General features: G+C 33.4%; 20 protein-coding genes. 1 reads left to right on the plus strand and 19 read right to left on the minus strand.

Annotation, left to right across the window (positions count from 1 at the left end):
- Position 1: 1 nt before the first annotated feature.
- From atpH to B5D14_RS01930, 12 genes are all read right to left on the minus strand, one after another.
- Positions 2 to 535, minus strand: coding sequence for an ATP synthase F1 subunit delta (atpH, locus tag B5D14_RS01875; protein WP_078710885.1), 534 nt, complete (start codon positions 533 to 535; stop codon positions 2 to 4).
- Positions 519 to 1,046 carry a F0F1 ATP synthase subunit B gene (atpF, locus tag B5D14_RS01880; protein WP_078710886.1) on the minus strand — a complete coding sequence of 176 codons (528 nt, stop codon included), beginning with the start codon at positions 1,044 to 1,046 and terminating at the stop codon, positions 519 to 521. The genes atpH and atpF overlap by 17 nt, the downstream gene beginning before the upstream one ends.
- Before the next feature lie 36 nt (positions 1,047 to 1,082).
- The gene (gene atpE, locus B5D14_RS01885; RefSeq protein WP_078710887.1) at positions 1,083 to 1,316 is read right to left on the minus strand and encodes an ATP synthase F0 subunit C; all 234 of its coding nucleotides are present in this window, start codon (positions 1,314 to 1,316) and stop codon (positions 1,083 to 1,085) included.
- A gap of 30 nt (positions 1,317 to 1,346) precedes the next feature.
- Positions 1,347 to 2,063, minus strand: a complete 717-nt coding sequence (locus B5D14_RS01890; protein WP_078710888.1) for a F0F1 ATP synthase subunit A — start codon at positions 2,061 to 2,063, stop codon at positions 1,347 to 1,349.
- A gap of 4 nt (positions 2,064 to 2,067) precedes the next feature.
- Positions 2,068 to 2,415: an ATP synthase subunit I gene (locus B5D14_RS01895; RefSeq protein WP_078710889.1), complete on the minus strand. Its 348-nt coding sequence runs from the start codon at positions 2,413 to 2,415 to the stop codon at positions 2,068 to 2,070.
- A complete protein-coding gene (locus B5D14_RS01900; protein WP_078710890.1) occupies positions 2,412 to 2,597 on the minus strand; it encodes an AtpZ/AtpI family protein in 186 nt (61 codons plus the stop codon). The genes B5D14_RS01895 and B5D14_RS01900 overlap by 4 nt, the downstream gene beginning before the upstream one ends.
- The gene (gene upp / locus B5D14_RS01905; RefSeq protein ID WP_078710891.1) at positions 2,597 to 3,217 is read right to left on the minus strand and encodes a uracil phosphoribosyltransferase; all 621 of its coding nucleotides are present in this window, start codon (positions 3,215 to 3,217) and stop codon (positions 2,597 to 2,599) included. The genes B5D14_RS01900 and upp overlap by 1 nt, the downstream gene beginning before the upstream one ends.
- A 119-nt stretch (positions 3,218 to 3,336) precedes the next feature.
- The gene (locus B5D14_RS01910) at positions 3,337 to 4,572 is read right to left on the minus strand and encodes a cation:proton antiporter (protein WP_078710892.1); all 1,236 of its coding nucleotides are present in this window, start codon (positions 4,570 to 4,572) and stop codon (positions 3,337 to 3,339) included.
- A 4-nt stretch (positions 4,573 to 4,576) separates the two neighbouring features.
- The gene (locus B5D14_RS01915) at positions 4,577 to 5,179 is read right to left on the minus strand and encodes a TetR/AcrR family transcriptional regulator (RefSeq protein WP_159443689.1); all 603 of its coding nucleotides are present in this window, start codon (positions 5,177 to 5,179) and stop codon (positions 4,577 to 4,579) included.
- A gap of 141 nt (positions 5,180 to 5,320) precedes the next feature.
- Positions 5,321 to 6,904 (minus strand): sensor domain-containing diguanylate cyclase, encoded by a 1,584-nt coding sequence (locus tag B5D14_RS01920; protein ID WP_078710894.1) that lies wholly within the window; start codon positions 6,902 to 6,904, stop codon positions 5,321 to 5,323.
- Between the two features lie 56 nt (positions 6,905 to 6,960).
- Entirely contained in the window at positions 6,961 to 8,175 is a 1,215-nt protein-coding gene (glyA, locus tag B5D14_RS01925) for a serine hydroxymethyltransferase (protein WP_078710895.1), read from the minus strand.
- 4 nt (positions 8,176 to 8,179) lie between these two features.
- Positions 8,180 to 8,788 carry an L-threonylcarbamoyladenylate synthase gene (locus B5D14_RS01930; protein ID WP_078710896.1) on the minus strand — a complete coding sequence of 203 codons (609 nt, stop codon included), beginning with the start codon at positions 8,786 to 8,788 and terminating at the stop codon, positions 8,180 to 8,182.
- A 299-nt stretch (positions 8,789 to 9,087) separates the two neighbouring features.
- Here B5D14_RS01930 and carB point away from each other — a divergent pair, with 299 nt between their 5' ends.
- Positions 9,088 to 12,261 carry a carbamoyl-phosphate synthase large subunit gene (gene carB, locus B5D14_RS01935; RefSeq protein ID WP_078710897.1) on the plus strand — a complete coding sequence of 1,058 codons (3,174 nt, stop codon included), beginning with the start codon at positions 9,088 to 9,090 and terminating at the stop codon, positions 12,259 to 12,261.
- 27 nt (positions 12,262 to 12,288) lie between these two features.
- On the opposite strand, the gene prmC is transcribed toward carB, so the two are convergent.
- From prmC to B5D14_RS01970, 7 genes are all read right to left on the minus strand, one after another.
- Complete coding sequence (gene prmC, locus B5D14_RS01940) at positions 12,289 to 13,137, minus strand: peptide chain release factor N(5)-glutamine methyltransferase (protein ID WP_078710898.1); 849 nt, start codon at positions 13,135 to 13,137, stop codon at positions 12,289 to 12,291.
- Positions 13,137 to 14,210, minus strand: coding sequence for a peptide chain release factor 1 (gene prfA / locus B5D14_RS01945; RefSeq protein WP_078710899.1), 1,074 nt, complete (start codon positions 14,208 to 14,210; stop codon positions 13,137 to 13,139). Before prfA ends, prmC begins: the two co-directional genes overlap by 1 nt.
- Before the next feature lie 80 nt (positions 14,211 to 14,290).
- Positions 14,291 to 14,887, minus strand: coding sequence for a thymidine kinase (locus B5D14_RS01950; protein ID WP_078711126.1), 597 nt, complete (start codon positions 14,885 to 14,887; stop codon positions 14,291 to 14,293).
- A 121-nt stretch (positions 14,888 to 15,008) separates the two neighbouring features.
- Positions 15,009 to 15,635, minus strand: coding sequence for a hypothetical protein (locus B5D14_RS01955; RefSeq protein WP_078710900.1), 627 nt, complete (start codon positions 15,633 to 15,635; stop codon positions 15,009 to 15,011).
- A gap of 106 nt (positions 15,636 to 15,741) precedes the next feature.
- On the minus strand, positions 15,742 to 16,473 hold the full coding sequence (locus B5D14_RS01960; RefSeq protein WP_078710901.1) for a MerR family transcriptional regulator: 732 nt from the start codon (positions 16,471 to 16,473) through the stop codon (positions 15,742 to 15,744).
- Between the two features lie 71 nt (positions 16,474 to 16,544).
- Entirely contained in the window at positions 16,545 to 16,757 is a 213-nt protein-coding gene (rpmE, locus tag B5D14_RS01965; RefSeq protein WP_078710902.1) for a 50S ribosomal protein L31, read from the minus strand.
- Between the two features lie 111 nt (positions 16,758 to 16,868).
- Positions 16,869 to 17,225 (minus strand): YbbR-like domain-containing protein, encoded by a 357-nt coding sequence (locus tag B5D14_RS01970; protein ID WP_078710903.1) that lies wholly within the window; start codon positions 17,223 to 17,225, stop codon positions 16,869 to 16,871.
- Between the last annotated feature and the right edge of the window lie 29 nt (positions 17,226 to 17,254).

Genomic DNA, 17,254 nt, shown 5'->3' on the forward strand with positions numbered 1-17,254 from the left:
TTCACCTCGCTCCTTTTAGTAATTCACGTTTCATATTCATAATTCTATTCTTCATTGACGTGTCTACTACTTCATTATCAATTACAACTTTAAATCCCGATATTAAACGTGCATCGATACGATTAATAAGTTCACACTGAAAACTAGTTTTCTTCGACATAACTTCTTCAATTTCGTGAATTTGATTTTCTGTTAAAGGTCTTGCCGAATACACAAATCCTTCTTTAATATTTTTTGATTGATTACAAGATGAATTAAAACTAGTTAATATTGAATGAACTTGAGTAAAGCGATGATGATCCACAAGTAAGCATACAAAATCTAACATACGTGGACTTAAGACATCTTTAAATGCTTTAATCAATACTTCTTTCTTTTCTTCTTTTGTAATTTGTTCAGCTACAAAGAATTTATTCATATCTGGTGTTAAAGTAACTTGAATTACCTTAGCTTGTTTTTGCCATTCATTAACTTGATTTTCTTCCATCGCTAACTCAAAAAGCGCTGTTCCATAACGTTCAGCTAATTGATCCATTATGATTACTCATTTCTTTAACGAAATTTTCAATGGTTTTTTGATCATAGGTACTATCTACTTTTTCACTGATTAGCTTTTCAGTTGCAAGCATTGCGACAGTAACCATTTCATCAACCATTCCTTCACGCATTTGACTTTTCTCAATTGCGATTTCTTCACGTGCTTTTTCGAGTTTTGATGTTGCTTCATTTTTTGCTTGTTCAAGAATATCTTCTTTAACAGCTTTAGCTTCATTTTCTGCCTTAGCTATTATTTCCTGTGATTTGTGATATGCATTAGAAACTTCATCATGAGCTTTTTGTCTTTCAGACCTAGCTTCTTGTAGACTTCTTTCTGCTTCACTTAACTTTGTATGTACAAAATCCGAACGCTTTGCAAGAAGTGCACGCGCTGGATCCCATAAAAATTTATATGCAAAGAAAAATAGAACACCTGTTGCACATAATTGTATAAACATTGTTAACGGATTAGGAAATAACTGTTGGGCGATATCGATATCGATCATCATTCATTCCTCCTTCGTGATCAATTAGGCAAATCCATCCTATTTGAATACGAAGATTAATAGGAACGCAATCAACATACCGTAGATGGCACATGTTTCTGCAAGCGCACACCCTACGATTAACATTGTACGAATTTTTGATTCCGCTTCAGGGTTACGACCTACTGCTTCTACTGCTTTCCCTGCTGCAAAACCTTGTCCAATACCCGTCATCATACCTGTCATAATTGCAAGTCCTGCACCAATCGCTACTAAACCTCTAGTGATATCCATAATATAAATTTCCTCCTCTATTTCTATCATCTATTCTTGTGGTAATTCGTTTCCGATAAATACCATTGTTAATGTTATAAAGATAAACATTTGTATAAAGCCACTAAATACATCAAAGTATGCATGAAGCACTGGTGCTAGTAATGGACCTAAGAAATTTAGGAAATCTAAACCAGATGCCGAGAACAATCCTAAGATCGTACTTGATATAAATCCTGTAAATGTATAAACAAGAGACATAATAATTGCACCACTAATTACATTCCCAAACAAACGCAAACTCATGGAAATTAATGGGGCAATTCTACCAAAAATATTCGGTATAATTAGAAATGCAAAGGGCTCAATATACCCATGCAAATAAGCTTTAAATCCATTTTCTTTTATACTTGTATACTGAATCATAATCCAAGTAATAAGCGCCAAGGTAAGGGTTACACTATAATTTTGTGTTGGTGTAAAGATTCCAAATAAGCCACTTATGTTTGATAAGAAAATGTAAATCGCAATCGTTCCAATATAAGGTGCAAGTCGTCTAACATGTTTTTTGTCAACGGTACTTCCAACTGTATTGTCAATCAGTTCAACTAACCAGCAAGCAAGCATTACAATACCTTTTGGTTTTTCAAGTGGATCAGTCTTCTTGATTTTATTCCCTATCCATACAAACGAAACACATAAGAGTGCAACGATTAGGATGATATAAGGAACTTCTTTTTGAAGCGTTAAATGAATTGTTCCAATCAATTTTTCACTCCTTTCTTCTTAAATTCATTGAATAAATAATTACTTTATTCAACAATAAGCCTACAGCTGCACCAATAAAATCAAAGAATTGTGGTAATACAACAGCAAGCATAAGTGGAATCGCCAACAGAATTAAATCTGTTAGAAACATAAATATCCATCCACCAATTTTCTTTTTGTTTTCTAATCCAAGTGTAATATTTCTTTCTAATCGATACAAATGAAGAATAGAAATAATGGTTCCTACTAAAACACCTAAACTAAATCGATAACCAAAGAATAAACCAATAACCATCACAACCCCACATAGAATTAATGTTGGTTTTATTGTTTTACTAATTTCAATATTCATTTTTTCACCACCATTGCATAAAGCGTCAAAAACGCACTAACTGTTCCACATAGTATTCCAATAATCATAAAAATTGGTTTGGTGCCTAACCATACATCTAAGCCATAGCCAACCAGTGTACCTAAACCAATATTTGCGATAATTGTAAATCCAAGTGACAACGCTTGAGCAATGCTTTTCATTATTTTGTTCCGAAAATTCTATCTCCAGCATCACCTAAGCCTGGAACGATGTATCCTTTTTCATTTAGTTTTTCATCTAAAGCCGCCAAATAAATATCAACATCTGGATGTGCTTCTTCAACTGCCTTAACACCTTCTGGTGCACCAACTAAACAAACAAGTTTGATAATTTTAGCTCCTCTTTTTTTGATATTTTCAATTGCAGCTACTGCACTTCCCCCAGTCGCAAGCATTGGATCTAATACCATAGTCACTGCATCTGGCATTGTGCTTGGGAATTTTGCGAAATATTCATGAGGCATCAAAGTTTCTTCATCACGATACAACCCAATAAATCCTACTTTAGCTGTTGGAATTAAATCGGTAATCCCATTCACTAATCCAAGTCCAGCTCTTAGAATTGGAACTAAAACTATTTCTTTTGATAATTCAAAAGTTTTACATTCAGAAACCGGTGTCATCACCGTTACTTCTTTTACTGGTAAGTCACGACAAATTTCATAAGCCATTAACCCTGCAATTTCATCTAAGTTTTGGCGAAAATCTTTTGTTCCCGTTTCAACTTTTCTCATTTGTGCAAGTTTATGCGTTATCAAAGGGTGATTCATTACATTTAACATTATATTTCCCTCTTCTTTCATTCTTTGTAATTATAACATTTACATATCTAAAGTTCTATAATTGTATATGCGAAATATACTATATTCCTAAGTAATTTTTCATTAAAAATGAAAGTGCGTTAATCAAGCAAAATTCCATCACTTTGTGATTGATTAAATTCATTTGCTAATTCAAATCCTTTTTTCGCTGCAATTACTGCAATAATCTCATTTATAACAGCCGCAGCTGCAATTGTACCTTGGATAATTACTGCTTCCTCTGGTGCAGGTCCTTGTAGTACAGAGACCGCAATACCAGTAAAAATAAGAGAAACTCCAGAATGAGGAAGAAGTGTAAAACCCAAATATTTTTGTACTGTAACCGGCATTCTTGTTAAGGTTGCACCAACTCGTGCTCCTGTATATTTTCCTATTGCACGTACCACAATATAAACCACTGTAAATAATCCTGCACCAAAAACTGCTTTATAATCCAAAGGTGCACCTAAATTCAAAATAACAATAATCATTGATATCCCTAAAATTGGGTTGAAATCTTGTAGAACTTTATGCAACTGTTTACTTGGCACAATATTAGAAAATGCCGCAGAAAAAGACATCCCCATCAACATAAAGTTTAAAACAGGTGATGGCATAACAACTTCATTGAAGAAATACCCAACACCAGCAGTCACTAAAATCATCATAATCAAAATTGCTAAATTGCTTCCTTTTGAGTGACTTTTCTTTAATAAAAATCCAGTAGGAATCCCGGTAATCACACCTATTACAAGTGGTAATAAAATCATGACTGGAATCATATAGAGTGGCATAGGTTGTCCTGAAATAGAACGAGCTACAAACGCTATGACTGTAAAAAAGACGACAACACCCACAATATCATCCAAAGCAGCCATTGGAATAAGTGTTTTAGTTACTGGACCATCTGTCTTATATTCTCTAACAATGGATAATGCAGGAGCAGGAGCGGTTGCAAGTGCAATCCCTCCAAATACAAAAGCAAGATAAATTGGCAAATTCATCACATAGAATATCAGCGCAAAAACAAGTGATACAAGAATAAATGTACCTAGTGATTGTGTCAGTGTCGTAATTATCAATGATGTTCCACTTTTTTTGATTTGCTTCCAGACCAATTCACTTCCTATCATTAGACCAACCGCACATTCTAATACATGCAAAATTGTTTCATACCAAGAAACATGCATTAGTTCATTAGACATCAATCCAAAAGCATTTGGACCAATTATCATCCCCGCAATTAACCAACCCAAAATTGCTGGTAATTTTATTTTTGATACTAGTTTCCCTACCACATAGGCAAACCCAATACTTACTATCCAATTTAATATCATTTTTCTACCCCCTATTTGCTATTCCGTACAACATAAAATCAATCATCTTCAATAAATAATCCTCATGCATCATCACCCATTCATCTTGCGATAAGCTTTGATATGTTGGACTACTAAAATAACCATTGAACATCGCTTGCATAATCGAAAAATAATTCATTGCATTCTTTTTTGTAACACCTTTTCGCAATGTAAGGGTCGATAAGATCCCTTGATAAATTTGAATATTGAGTTGATCAAATTGTTCTTTAATCAATTCAATTTCTTTTTTCAATTGATGTGGCGGTTGCAAAATCGCCTCGAAAAATATTCTTCCATGATTTGGATACGTTTGAAAAAATTGCAAACGAGCCTCCATATATTTTTTTGGATCTGTACCAATTTCTTGATTTTTTATGTATGTGATTAATTTATCAAATGATTCCTTAACACACTCTAGATATAATACATCTTTACTTTCAAAGTTATGGTAAAGTAATCCTTTTGAAATACCCTCTTTGCATATGGTATTAAGCGAAGTTCCCAAATACCCATTTTCTCCGAATTCTTCAAGTGCTTTAGCCATAATTTTATTTTTAGTGATTATTGTTTTTTGTTCTTTTTTCATATACCCTCCACTATTATAGACTATACGGTCTATTATAGTTAAATCTATCTCGTTGGTCAACAAAAATTCTTTTATAATTTGTTGCATTAAAAAAACCTCACACTGTTTGTGTAAGGTTCTCTAACTTTCTTTACTACAATTTTATTGATTATCTTTGTAAACACGGCATTGCGATTTACCTATTGATTTTGCTTCATAAAGAGCTTTATCTGCATGCAAAATCAAAATATCTGTTTTCGCATTTAAATTATCATTAGTCGCAATTCCAGCACAAGTTGAAAGCAATTTAAAATGATCATCTTTCTTAAATTCTTCCTCTATATAATTAATAAAATACTTAACATCTTTTTCTACTTCATCAAGATTGAACCCATCAAAATATGTAACAACAAACTCATCTCCACCTACTCGTGTTACCACAGCCTCTTCAAAATATTCTCGGAGTAATGCAGCCATAAGCATGAGTGCTCTATCTCCTTCTTGATGACCATAAGTATCATTTATATTTTTAAATTTGTCTAAATCAAAATAGACAACACATAGAGGTTTAACTTTAATTTCATTTGTAATTCTTTCATAAAGAAATCTACGATTGTACAAACCAGTTAAGAAATCTGTATTTGCATTCTCCATAATTTCGTTTTGAAGTTGACTTTCTTTTGTTACATCCAAGGCAATGAAGAAATGTCCAAAGTGATTACCGAAAATATCTGTAATACTTTGTTGCTGAATTCGATACACTCTTGTTTTGTTATGCTGACTAAGTGTTACTTCTGTTAATGTAGTATTCTCAAGTTCTTCAACTGACATCCCTAATATATTTTTACAAAAGCTTGTATAAGTGGTTTTAGTTAATTCTTCTGTTGTTAGTGAAAAATATTCATTGAATTTAATGTTACTATAAACACTATTGCCTAAATGATCTACAACAAGTGTAGCAAATGGAATACTTTCCAAGATGATTTCCATTTCTTGTCCTATATTTTGTAAGTCAGTAACATCCTTTGCAATACCTACAGTACCAAACATTCTATGTTTCTTGTCATATAAAGGAGACTTGTAAGTTTTGAATTGGCGAAGTCCACTTTTACTCAATACCTTTTCATCAAATAAGCATGTTTCTCCTCGTTCAATAACTTCTTGTTCCGTTTCAAGACAAACATATTCACCATCTGCATACTCATCTGGCTCAATATCCCAAATATAATAGTGCCCACGATTTTCACATTGCTCTTTTGTTTTTCCTACCGCCTTACAAAATGCATCATTAATCTTTAAATGGGAGCCTCTTAAATCTTTAAACCAAATTAAATCCGGAACACTGTCTATTAACGTATTCAAAAAGATTTGATATACTTCATCTTCTTTATTTTTTTTGAATTGATTCATAAATTGATTCATTTGAAACTCAAATAAATCTTCTGTTTTTGCATCAATCCAAAAAAGTAAATCACTACAATTTGAATGAATACTCAATAGTTGTTTCATCTCATCTTCAGTTGCAATAAGTGCTGATGTCATCGCACTCAATTGTTTCATTTTATCTTGAGGCAATACAGTTAACCCATCAAAAATAAACCCATCGTACTCTTCAAACAACACATTGGAAAATGCACTTGAAGTTTCTAATCTTATTTTATTTGTATCAATAAATTTTGTCATCATTTCTTGAATTGCACAACTTTTCGAAATAATAACTAATTTGTAAATGACTTCTTCTAACATATCTTTTCCCCTTCTCCCTATTACCTAAATATTAAAAAAACAGATTAAAATCTGTTTTATTCGAAGATAAATTTCTCAGTAAGTTCTACTACTTCTTGTTTTACTTTCGCAATATTGTCCTCTGATGGGTTCTTCAAAACATCGGCAATCCATCTTCCGACTTGCTTGAACTCTTCTTCTTTGAACCCTTTTGTAGTCATAGCTGCAGTCCCTAAACGAATGCCACTTGTTACAAATGGTTTCTCAGTGTCAAAAGGTATCGTATTCTTATTACAAGTGATATTAATTTCATCTAATAATTTTTCAGCTTCTTTACCTGTCATACCAATTGATTTAACATCAACAAGTATTAAGTGATTATCTGTACCACCAGTAACAATTCTAAATCCTTCTTTCGTTAATTCATCTGATAATGCTTTACAATTGACTACAACTTGTTCAATGTAGTCATGAAATGATGGATCCAACGCTTCATAGAAACACACTGCTTTTCCAGCTATGACATGCATCAATGGTCCACCTTGAATTCCAGGGAATACCGTTTTATCTAATGCAGCTGCATATTTTTCTTTACATAAAATAATACCGCCACGTGGTCCTCTTAATGTTTTGTGTGTTGTACTTGTTACAAAGTCTGCATAAGGCACGGGTGACATATGATGTCCTGTTGCAACCAATCCTGCAATATGCGCCATATCCACCATAAGGTAAGCGCCCACTTCATCTGCAATCTCTTTGAATTTAGCAAAATCTATTTCACGAGGATAAGCACTTGCACCACATACTATCATTTGTGGTTTTACTTCTTTTGCCACTCTTAAAACATCTTCATAGTCAATCATTTCTGTTTCTTTGTCGACACCATAACTATGAAATTCATAGAGTTTACCAGAGAAGTTTAAGCTATGCCCATGTGTTAAATGTCCTCCACTACTTAAATCCATACCCAGTACTTTATCACCAGGATTTAGCACTGTCATATAAACAGCCATGTTTGCTTGAGACCCTGAATGAGGTTGAACATTTGCATGCTCTGCATTAAAAAGTTTACACAAACGATCTCTTGCGATATTTTCAATAATATCTACATCTACGCAACCCCCGTAATAACGTTTACCCGGGTATCCTTCAGCATATTTATTCGTTAGAATTGAACCTGTAACTTCACGTACATCTCTTGATACAAAGTTTTCAGACGCGATTAATTCAATATTGTGGCGTTGTCTTTGGGTTTCAAGGTCTAATGCATTTAAAATTTCTAAGTCTTTCATTTTTCTATCCTCCAATTTTATTTATTATATCTTCTAATGTAATTGGTCCCTGTCTTAGTACAACCAACTCACTTTGTGTACAATCTAGTATGGTGCTTGCTTGAGCATCACGATGTTTTCCATCCAGTATACAATCTAGCTTATCGCCTAATCGAACCTCTACTTCATTTGCATCTAAGCAAACTGGTTCCCCCGATAAATTAGCGCTAGTTAGAAATAAAGGAACTCCTACATCTTGTATTAGTTCACTAATTCCTTCACCTTCAATCATGCGAATCGCTAAGGTATCTTTTCCCTGATTAACTCTATTTGGAACACTTTCTTTCTTTTTAAGAATTAGCGTTAGTGCTCCTGGAAGAAACGCATTAAATATTTTTCTGGATCGCTCATCCAGTTTACATAGAGTTTCACATTGTTCTAAACTGCCTACAACAAGTGGAAATGGTTTTTCTTCAGGTCTTCCTTTGCAATGAATTAATCTTTCTTGCGCATCTTCATTATCATAGCGACAAGCTAAACCATAAACTGTATCCGTTGCAAATGCAATAAGTCCACCTTGTCTTACAATTTCACTCGCAGTTTTCCAATCTTTTATTGAAATTACCTTACTCATTATATCGCCTCACATTACAACTATTTTATCATAGTTTCCCAAAGAGTCACGACTACATTTTGCTATCAAGTATGATTATTTTACTTATATTTAATATTTCTTCTTGCATTTTGCTCAAACATCTTTAAAATTAACATAGAATACACGGGAGGTATGGCTATGACAATGTTGGTTACTTTAAGAAAAACTAACTCATCTCTTGCTATCTTTCCTATTTATTCATTTTATTATTCCTAAAACTGTTAACATTTGTTATCAGTTTTTTTTTGGAAAATTAATTGCACACGGGAGGTAAAATTATGCCAAAAAGAGAAGACATTAAAAAAGTATTAGTTATCGGTTCAGGTCCAATTATTATTGGTCAAGCTGCTGAGTTTGACTACGCAGGTACTCAAGCTTGCTTAGCTTTGAAAGAAGAGGGATATGAAGTTGTTCTTATCAATTCTAATCCCGCTACAATTATGACAGATACCAACATGGCAGATAAAGTGTACATGGAACCTTTAACCCTTGAGTATGTTGCAAGAATCATCCGTATGGAAAGACCAGATGCAATTGTTCCAGGTCTTGGTGGACAAACTGGTTTAAATCTTGTTATGCAACTTCATAACAAAGGTATTCTTGAAGAATGCCAAGTAGAGATTCTAGGTACATCCATCGAATCAATTCAAAAAGCAGAAGATAGAGAATGCTTTAAAGAAATGTGTGTATCTATCAATGAACCTGTTATTGCATCTAAGATTGCGAATAATTTAGAGGAAGGTATTCTTGCTGCAGAAGAGATTGGCTACCCTCTTGTTCTACGCCCTGCTTTTACGCTAGGCGGAACCGGCGGTGGATTCGTTGATACGAAAGAAGAATTCATTGAACTCATGAAACACGCATTATCACTGAGCCCAACTCATCAAGTTTTAGTAGAGAAAAGTATTAAAGGCTACCAAGAAATAGAATTCGAAGTTATGCGTGATAAAACAAACAAAGCCATTGCAATATGTGATATGGAAAATATGGATCCTGTAGGTATTCATACAGGAGACTCTATTGTTTTTGCACCCTGCCTTACATTATCAAGTAAACAATATACCATCTTAAAACAAAGTGCTTTGAAAATAATCCAAGAGTTAAAAATTGAAGGAGGGTGCAATGTTCAATTCGCATTAGAACCAAATACATCCAACTATTTTTTAATCGAAGTTAACCCCCGAGTTAGTCGTTCAAGTGCACTTGCATCAAAAGCTACTGCTTATCCAATTGCACGCGTCACTGCAAAAATTGCAGTAGGCTATACTCTTGATGAAATTGATATTAGTGGAATTGCAGCATCTTTAGAACCAGCAATTGATTATATTGTTTGTAAAGTTGCTCGTTTCCCATTTGATAAATTCCAACATGCAAGCAATACTTTATCAACACAAATGAAAGCCACTGGTGAGGTCATGAGTTTAGGTGTTACTGTGGAAGAAGCATTACTTAAAGCACTACGTGGATTAGAAGTTGGTTCACCATATCCTGTTTCTAATAAGTTTATTACAATGAGTAAAGAAGAGCTTCTATCTTATATTGTTATACCAACAGATGATCGTATCTTTGCATTGTTTGAAGCACTACGCAAAGGTGCAAATACAAAAGAAATTGCAGAAGCTACAAAAATTACAGAATTCTTTATTCAAAAAATAGAAAATATTGTTACTTTTGAAAAGAAGCTACAAGCATCTAAAAATAATTTAGATTTATTACAAGAAGCTAAACAATTTTCTATCGCAGATAGTTACATTGGATCATGTTGGGGACTAAGTGATATCGAAGTATACCAATTAAGAAAGAAGAATCAAATTTATCCAAATTATAGAATTGTTGATAACTTCAAACACAAACAAAACTATGTACCTTATTTTTACTCAACTTATTCAAGTAGTGATGAAAACCATGTAACCGATAATAAAAAAGTCATCGTTTTAGGAAGTGGTCCAATTCGTATAGGTCAAGGAGTTGAATTTGATTATTCAACTGTTCACGCCATTTGGGCAATCAAAGAACTTGGATATGAAGCCATTATCATCAATAACAATCCAGAAACTTTATCTACTGATTTTACGATTGCCGATAAGTTATATTTTGAACCCCTTATTCTTGAAGATGTAATGAATGTTATTGATCGTGAAAAACCGATAGGTGTCATTGTTACTCTTGGTGGACAAACCGCTGTGAATCTTGCAGAGAAATTAACAGCGTGCCATGTTCAAATTCTTGGAAGTGATTTAGAAGCGATAGAGAAAGCTGAGAATAGAGATGCTTTTGAAAAAGTAATGAATCAATTACAAATTCCTCAACCCAATGGAAAAGCAGTACACACAATTGAAGATGGATTAAAGATTGCAAATATGATTGGTTATCCAGTACTTGTACGCCCTAGCTATGTACTTGGAGGACGTGCAATGCAAATTGTAAACGATGATAACCAGTTAAAAACATATTTGCTAACTGCTGTTCAAGTTGATGAAAAACAACCTGTTCTTGTTGATAAATATATCGTAGGAAAAGAATTAGAAGTAGATGCTATTTGCGATGGTGTCGATGTCTTTATCCCTGGTATTATGGAGCATGTTGAAGAAACTGGAGTTCATTCTGGTGATTCCATTAGCGTATATCCAACAATGTCCATATCCAATAAAACAAAAGAACTTATTACCTACTACACAAATAAGCTTGGTTTAGGACTTGGAATTAAAGGTTTATTCAACATACAATTTATTGTTGATGAAAACGAAAATGTTTATGTAATTGAAGTCAATCCTCGATCATCAAGAACTGTTCCATTCCTTTCAAAAGTTACTGCTATACCAGTATCCAATATCGCAACAAAAGTAATGCTTGGACAATCACTGAAGAGTCAAGGATATGGAACATTTACTCAACCTATTGGTCATCGTTGGTATGTTAAAGTTCCTACATTCTCATTTGCAAAAATTGTTGGTTTAGATGCTGTCTTATCTCCTGAGATGAAATCCACTGGAGAAGTTATTGGATATGATGACAACATGAATAGAGCCTTATACAAAGCACTTCAAGCTAGTGGTTCAACAGTATGCAATTATGGAACTGTATTTGTAACTATTTCAGATTCTACAAAGTATGCAGCATTACCTTTGATTAAACGTTTCTATAAATTAGGATTTAACATAGAAGCAACTTATGGTACTGCAGAGTTCTTAAAACGAAATGGAATTAAAACTCGAATCAGACAAAAAATTAGTGATGGATCAAATGAAATAATTGATTCATTGCGAGGTGGACATATTACATATGTTGTAAATACTGTTTCATCAGAAAGTAATCACTCGCAATGCGATGGAGCGATTATACGTCGTACTGCAGTAGAAAACGGAATTACCATGTTTACTTCTTTATCTACTGTTAATGTATTACTAAATGTATTAGAAGAAATTACAGTTGGTGTTCATCCAATTAAATAGAAAAAGACCTCACGGTCTTTTTTTCATTTATCTAAAGTAAACAAACAACATTCTGTCTTTACCATTTATATCTTGTAGTACTTCTGCTTCTGCATTAGGTAAATACTCTTTGACAAGATTTAACATGACTGTCTTTTGATCCCATCCCATTTCAAAAGCCATAAATGCTTTTTCATTAAGAATTTTTTGACAATTTTCAAAAATAGTACGATAGAACTTGAGCCCATCTTCACCACCGAATAATGCAACGTGCGGTTCATAATCAATGACAGATGTTTCTAATGCTTCATGTGATGGAATATAGGGAGGATTACTTATAAGTACATCCACTTTTATTCCAAGATCAATTATTGGTGCTAGCATATCTCCTACAAAGAATTCTACATTCGCTTCATTATCCATAGCATTTTGTTTTGCAACTTCAATTGCTTCTTCACTTATATCAGTTGCATACATTTTTATATGCTCCTCTTCATTCGAAACACTAATCGCGATTGCTCCACTACCCGTTCCAATATCCACTGCACTAATATTTTGTTGCGGAAACATTTCATCAACTCGCGATAAAATGTACGATACTAATTCCTCTGTTTCAGGTCTTGGAATTAATACATTTGAATTGACTTTAAACTTGTAACCATAAAACCAAGAGTAACCCAAAACATGTTGCATTGGTTCATGATTTAAAATTCGTTTCATTCCTATCTCAAAACTTTCTAAAACATCACTTGGAACTTCTTGATCAAATTTCATATACAAATCAATACGCTTTTGTTGAGTCAATTCCACAAGATAGGTTAATGCAGTTTGTTCAGGTAAATCGAGTTGATCACATTGAAGTGAATACTCATGCAATAATTGTTTAAAAGTTGGCATTAATTTTCTCCTGCCAACTTTTGTCTTTGTTCTTCTTGTAATAACCCTGCAATAACATCATCCATTTTACCTTCCATGATGCGATCAAGTTGGGTAATTGTTAATCCAATACGATGATCCGTTACACGATTTTGTGGATAGTTGTATGTACGAATTTTTTCTGAACGATCTCCAGTACCAAGTTTGCTTTTACGCTCTTTACCTTTTGCTTCATCTTCAATACGTTTCATTTCTGCATAAACTTTAGCACGTATTGTATTTAATGCTGTAGCACGGTTTTCGATTTGACTACGTCCATCTTGACACTTAACAAATATCCCTGTAGGAATATGAGTAATACGAACTGCTGAGTCAGTTTTATTAACGTGTTGTCCACCCGCACCACTTGCACGCATTGTTTCAATTTCTATGTCATTCATATTCAATTCATATTCGTCTTCTGCAATTTCAGGGCTTACTAAAACTGTTGCCGTTGAAGTATGAATACGCCCTTGTGTTTCTGTCTTTGGAACACGTTGTACACGGTGTGATCCACTTTCAAATTTAAGTTGACCATAAGCACCATCACCTTTTACGATAAATGATACCAAGGTAAATCCTCCAGCTTCAGCTTCCATCATTTCAATGATGTCAGTCTTCCATCCTTGTGTTTCTGCATAACGAGCATACATACGATATAAATCACCCGCAAAAATATTGCCTTCATCGCCACCTGCTGCTCCACGAATTTCAACAATTGCATTGTTGTCATCAACTGGATCTTTAGGTATCAATAACACTTCAATTTTTTCTAATAATTCTTCTCTTAGTGGTTCACATTCTTCAATTTCCAAATGCGCCATTTCCTTAATTTCATGATCATCTTCCTTTAGTAACTGATGTGCTTCATCAATTCTTGAATTCAGTGATTTTAATTCTTCATATGCATCTACTGCTTGTTTCAAACCTGCTTGTTCCTTTGCAAGTTTACCCATTAATTTAGGCTGAGAAATAATCTCATCACTTATCAGTAAATCATTTATTTCATTATAACGATCTTCAATCTTTTGAAGACGCTCTATAATTGCACTCATTGTAAATCCTCCTTTTGTTTTTACTACTCAATCTTATTTAAATAAAACTCAACAACATTTTCCCCTCATACTCATCCCCGCTACAATCCTAATTTAGATGGTTTATCTTTTACTTCATGACAGTGCCTGCAACGTGCTTCATAACTTTCAGATGCACCCACTAAAATTAATGGATCATGATAGCTTGCTGGTAAACCGTCAACTAAACGTTGTGTTCTTGTTGCCGGTGAACCACACTTATTACACACAGCTGTTAACTTTGTAACAAATTCTGCTTCAGTAATAAGAATCGACATCATACCAAAAGGTTCACCTTTAAAATCTGTATCAAGTCCTGCACACATTACACGTTTTCCTTTTTTAGCTAAGTAATCGCAAACTTCCGCAATTCCTTCATCAAAGAATTGTACTTCATCAATCGCAATAACATCTGTTTCTTCTGTTACATGATCTAAGATTTCTTGTGATGAATTAACGACAATACTATCTACCTTACTACCTGCATGTGATACAACTTGATTATCACTATAACGATTATCGATTGCTGGTTTAATTACCAATATATTCTTTTTCGCAAATTCAAGCACCTTAATTCTACGAATTAATTCTTCTGTTTTTCCCGCAAACATACAGCCTGCAATTACTTCTACCCATCCTGGGCGATATTGATTATACATCATACTCATACTTGATACCCCTTCTATAAAATTCCTTTACTATTCTATCACAGTCAGTGCTTATTGAGAATGATTTAAAGCGCTTAAACAAATAAAAATCCATTTTCATGGATTCTTACATTTATTCAATATTACTGAAAATTTTCATAGCTTCCTCAAATTCTGCAGGATTATCCGAATTCACCGTTAATGTCAAAATAATTACATAATCTTTTTCAATTCGAACTGCATTCATCCCAAAATAAGAATCCTCTGAGTTCGAAGCTGTTTTTGCCTCATAAGTAAACATTTTAAAGATTTTACCATCTATCGTTAAATCCTTCATATCCGATACTACAACATCATCACCAGCCCATTTTTTCGCAGCTTCTACTTGCTCTGCAAGAACATCCTCAATTGTTGGTTTGCTTGAACGAGTTGATGTATCTTCAATTAAAATGCCACTAAAATTCTTCCCTTCATTGGATTCTAATGCTAAATCCCAAAAATAATTTGTATTTTGGGCACTCTTGCATTCTTCAAAGGTTTCCATCCATTCCTCACCCTCAACAAGCTGACACCCATACAGGAAAGCTACTGAATCTTTACCTGTTTCCACCCAATTTGTTGGATAATTTAGTTCTAATTCAAAGAATGTATTTTTATAAACACCTTCCGTGAAGGTTCCTCTTTCAAACTGTTTTGTTGCACATCCACTTATGCATAAAAGACATAAACTCAAAAACATTAAACTTAGTTTCTTAATCATATCATTTCTCCTTTTAACAAAAATCATTATACGCCAATAGTTGACATAGTCAACTATTATCTCAAAATAAAAGAAACTGAATAATTCAGTTTCTTCGAGCATTGGTCTATTTATTGTTTGCGTAAACAAGCATAGCCTTGGATAAGAATAGTGCTAAACCTTCTCCATATTTGTCTATATTCTTTGTGAATCGCTGATCAGATACATACATTTGACCAAGGTTTTTAAAAGCCTCTATTGAATAATGGTATCCAAAATTCGCATTCATCTGCTCATACATTTTATCTATTTCTCTTTGTGCTATTTCTGATTCTGGATCTTCATTTTTTATTTTGGCTAAATCTTTAAATAATTGATCCATTTTGTTTGTAATCTCATCTTGGTCTTGTTTTGATAAATTCATAATATAGTTTTTGCTTTGCTCAACTTTTTCTTTACCCCACAAACGAATCGCTTCCTCTTCATAAGGGTTATTTGAAAAGTCAAAATCTTCTAATTTTTCTTTCATCGTCATTACTCCTCCATGTTTTACTGTTTTATCAAGTAGTGCAATCATCTTCTCGATACGTTTCTTTTCGAATTCTAATGCCTTGCGTTGTATCTCAAATGCTTTTACTCGATTAAATTCAGAACTACTGATCAAACTTTGTATCTTTGAAAGAGAGAATCCACATTGTCTAAAGAATAAGATTTGTTGAAGAATGTCGACATCTTCTTCGCTGTACTCTCGATATCCATTTCCCGGGTTACGAGAAGGACATAACAATCCAATCTGATCATAATGGTGTAGTGTCCGGACACTTATCCCTGTTAAGTTAGCAATTTCTTTTGCATTCATTGTATTCCTCCTTCTATTACTATCATAAACTATAACGTTACGTGAGTGTCAAATAATAAAAAAAAGAAGAATTAATCTTCTTTCTTCATGCCAAATTTCTTATTGAACTTTTCAATACGTCCTTGAGCAGCAGCGAAACGTTGTCTTCCTGTATAGAAAGGATGGCAGTTTGAGCAAGTATCCACTTTGATTTCTTTCTTAGTTGAACCTGTTTCAAATTCATTTCCGCAACTTGTACATACAACTTTACATTTGTTGTATTCTGGATGAATTCCTTGTTTCATAGTTTTTATCTCCTTCCGCCTTAAACTTCTTATCAGTTTAAAGTAAGTGCTTATACATAATATCATGACATTTCAAAGAAATCAACACTTAATCTTTCTTTAAAAAAACGCCTATTTAATTGCTAATTTAAGACTTTTTGGTTCAATCTCCACAAGACAATCACTGCAAATTACATCATTGAGATATTGATACCCTAAAATGATTTCGCATTCCGTATTTCCAGCTTTACAATTTGCCATATCCATAATTACCTCAATATCTTCTTTTGTGAGTTCAATCGAATTTGTTGATGTTATCTTCACCTTTACAAGTGGTGATACATCACCTATATCAAAGTTCAATTTATCATGATTATTGATATATTGTATTGGTATTTCTTCAAATACAGCTTCTGTTTTCTCTTTTCTAGGGCTAGAACAACCTAAAATCAAAAATAATGAAATTAGAATTAAGAATATCTTTTTCATATCATTTCTCCTTATTTCCTCATTATACC

Origin of the sequence: Anaerorhabdus furcosa, assembly GCF_900167375.1 — a bacterium.
Lineage (GTDB): Bacteria > Bacillota_I > Bacilli_A > Erysipelotrichales > Erysipelotrichaceae > Anaerorhabdus > Anaerorhabdus furcosa.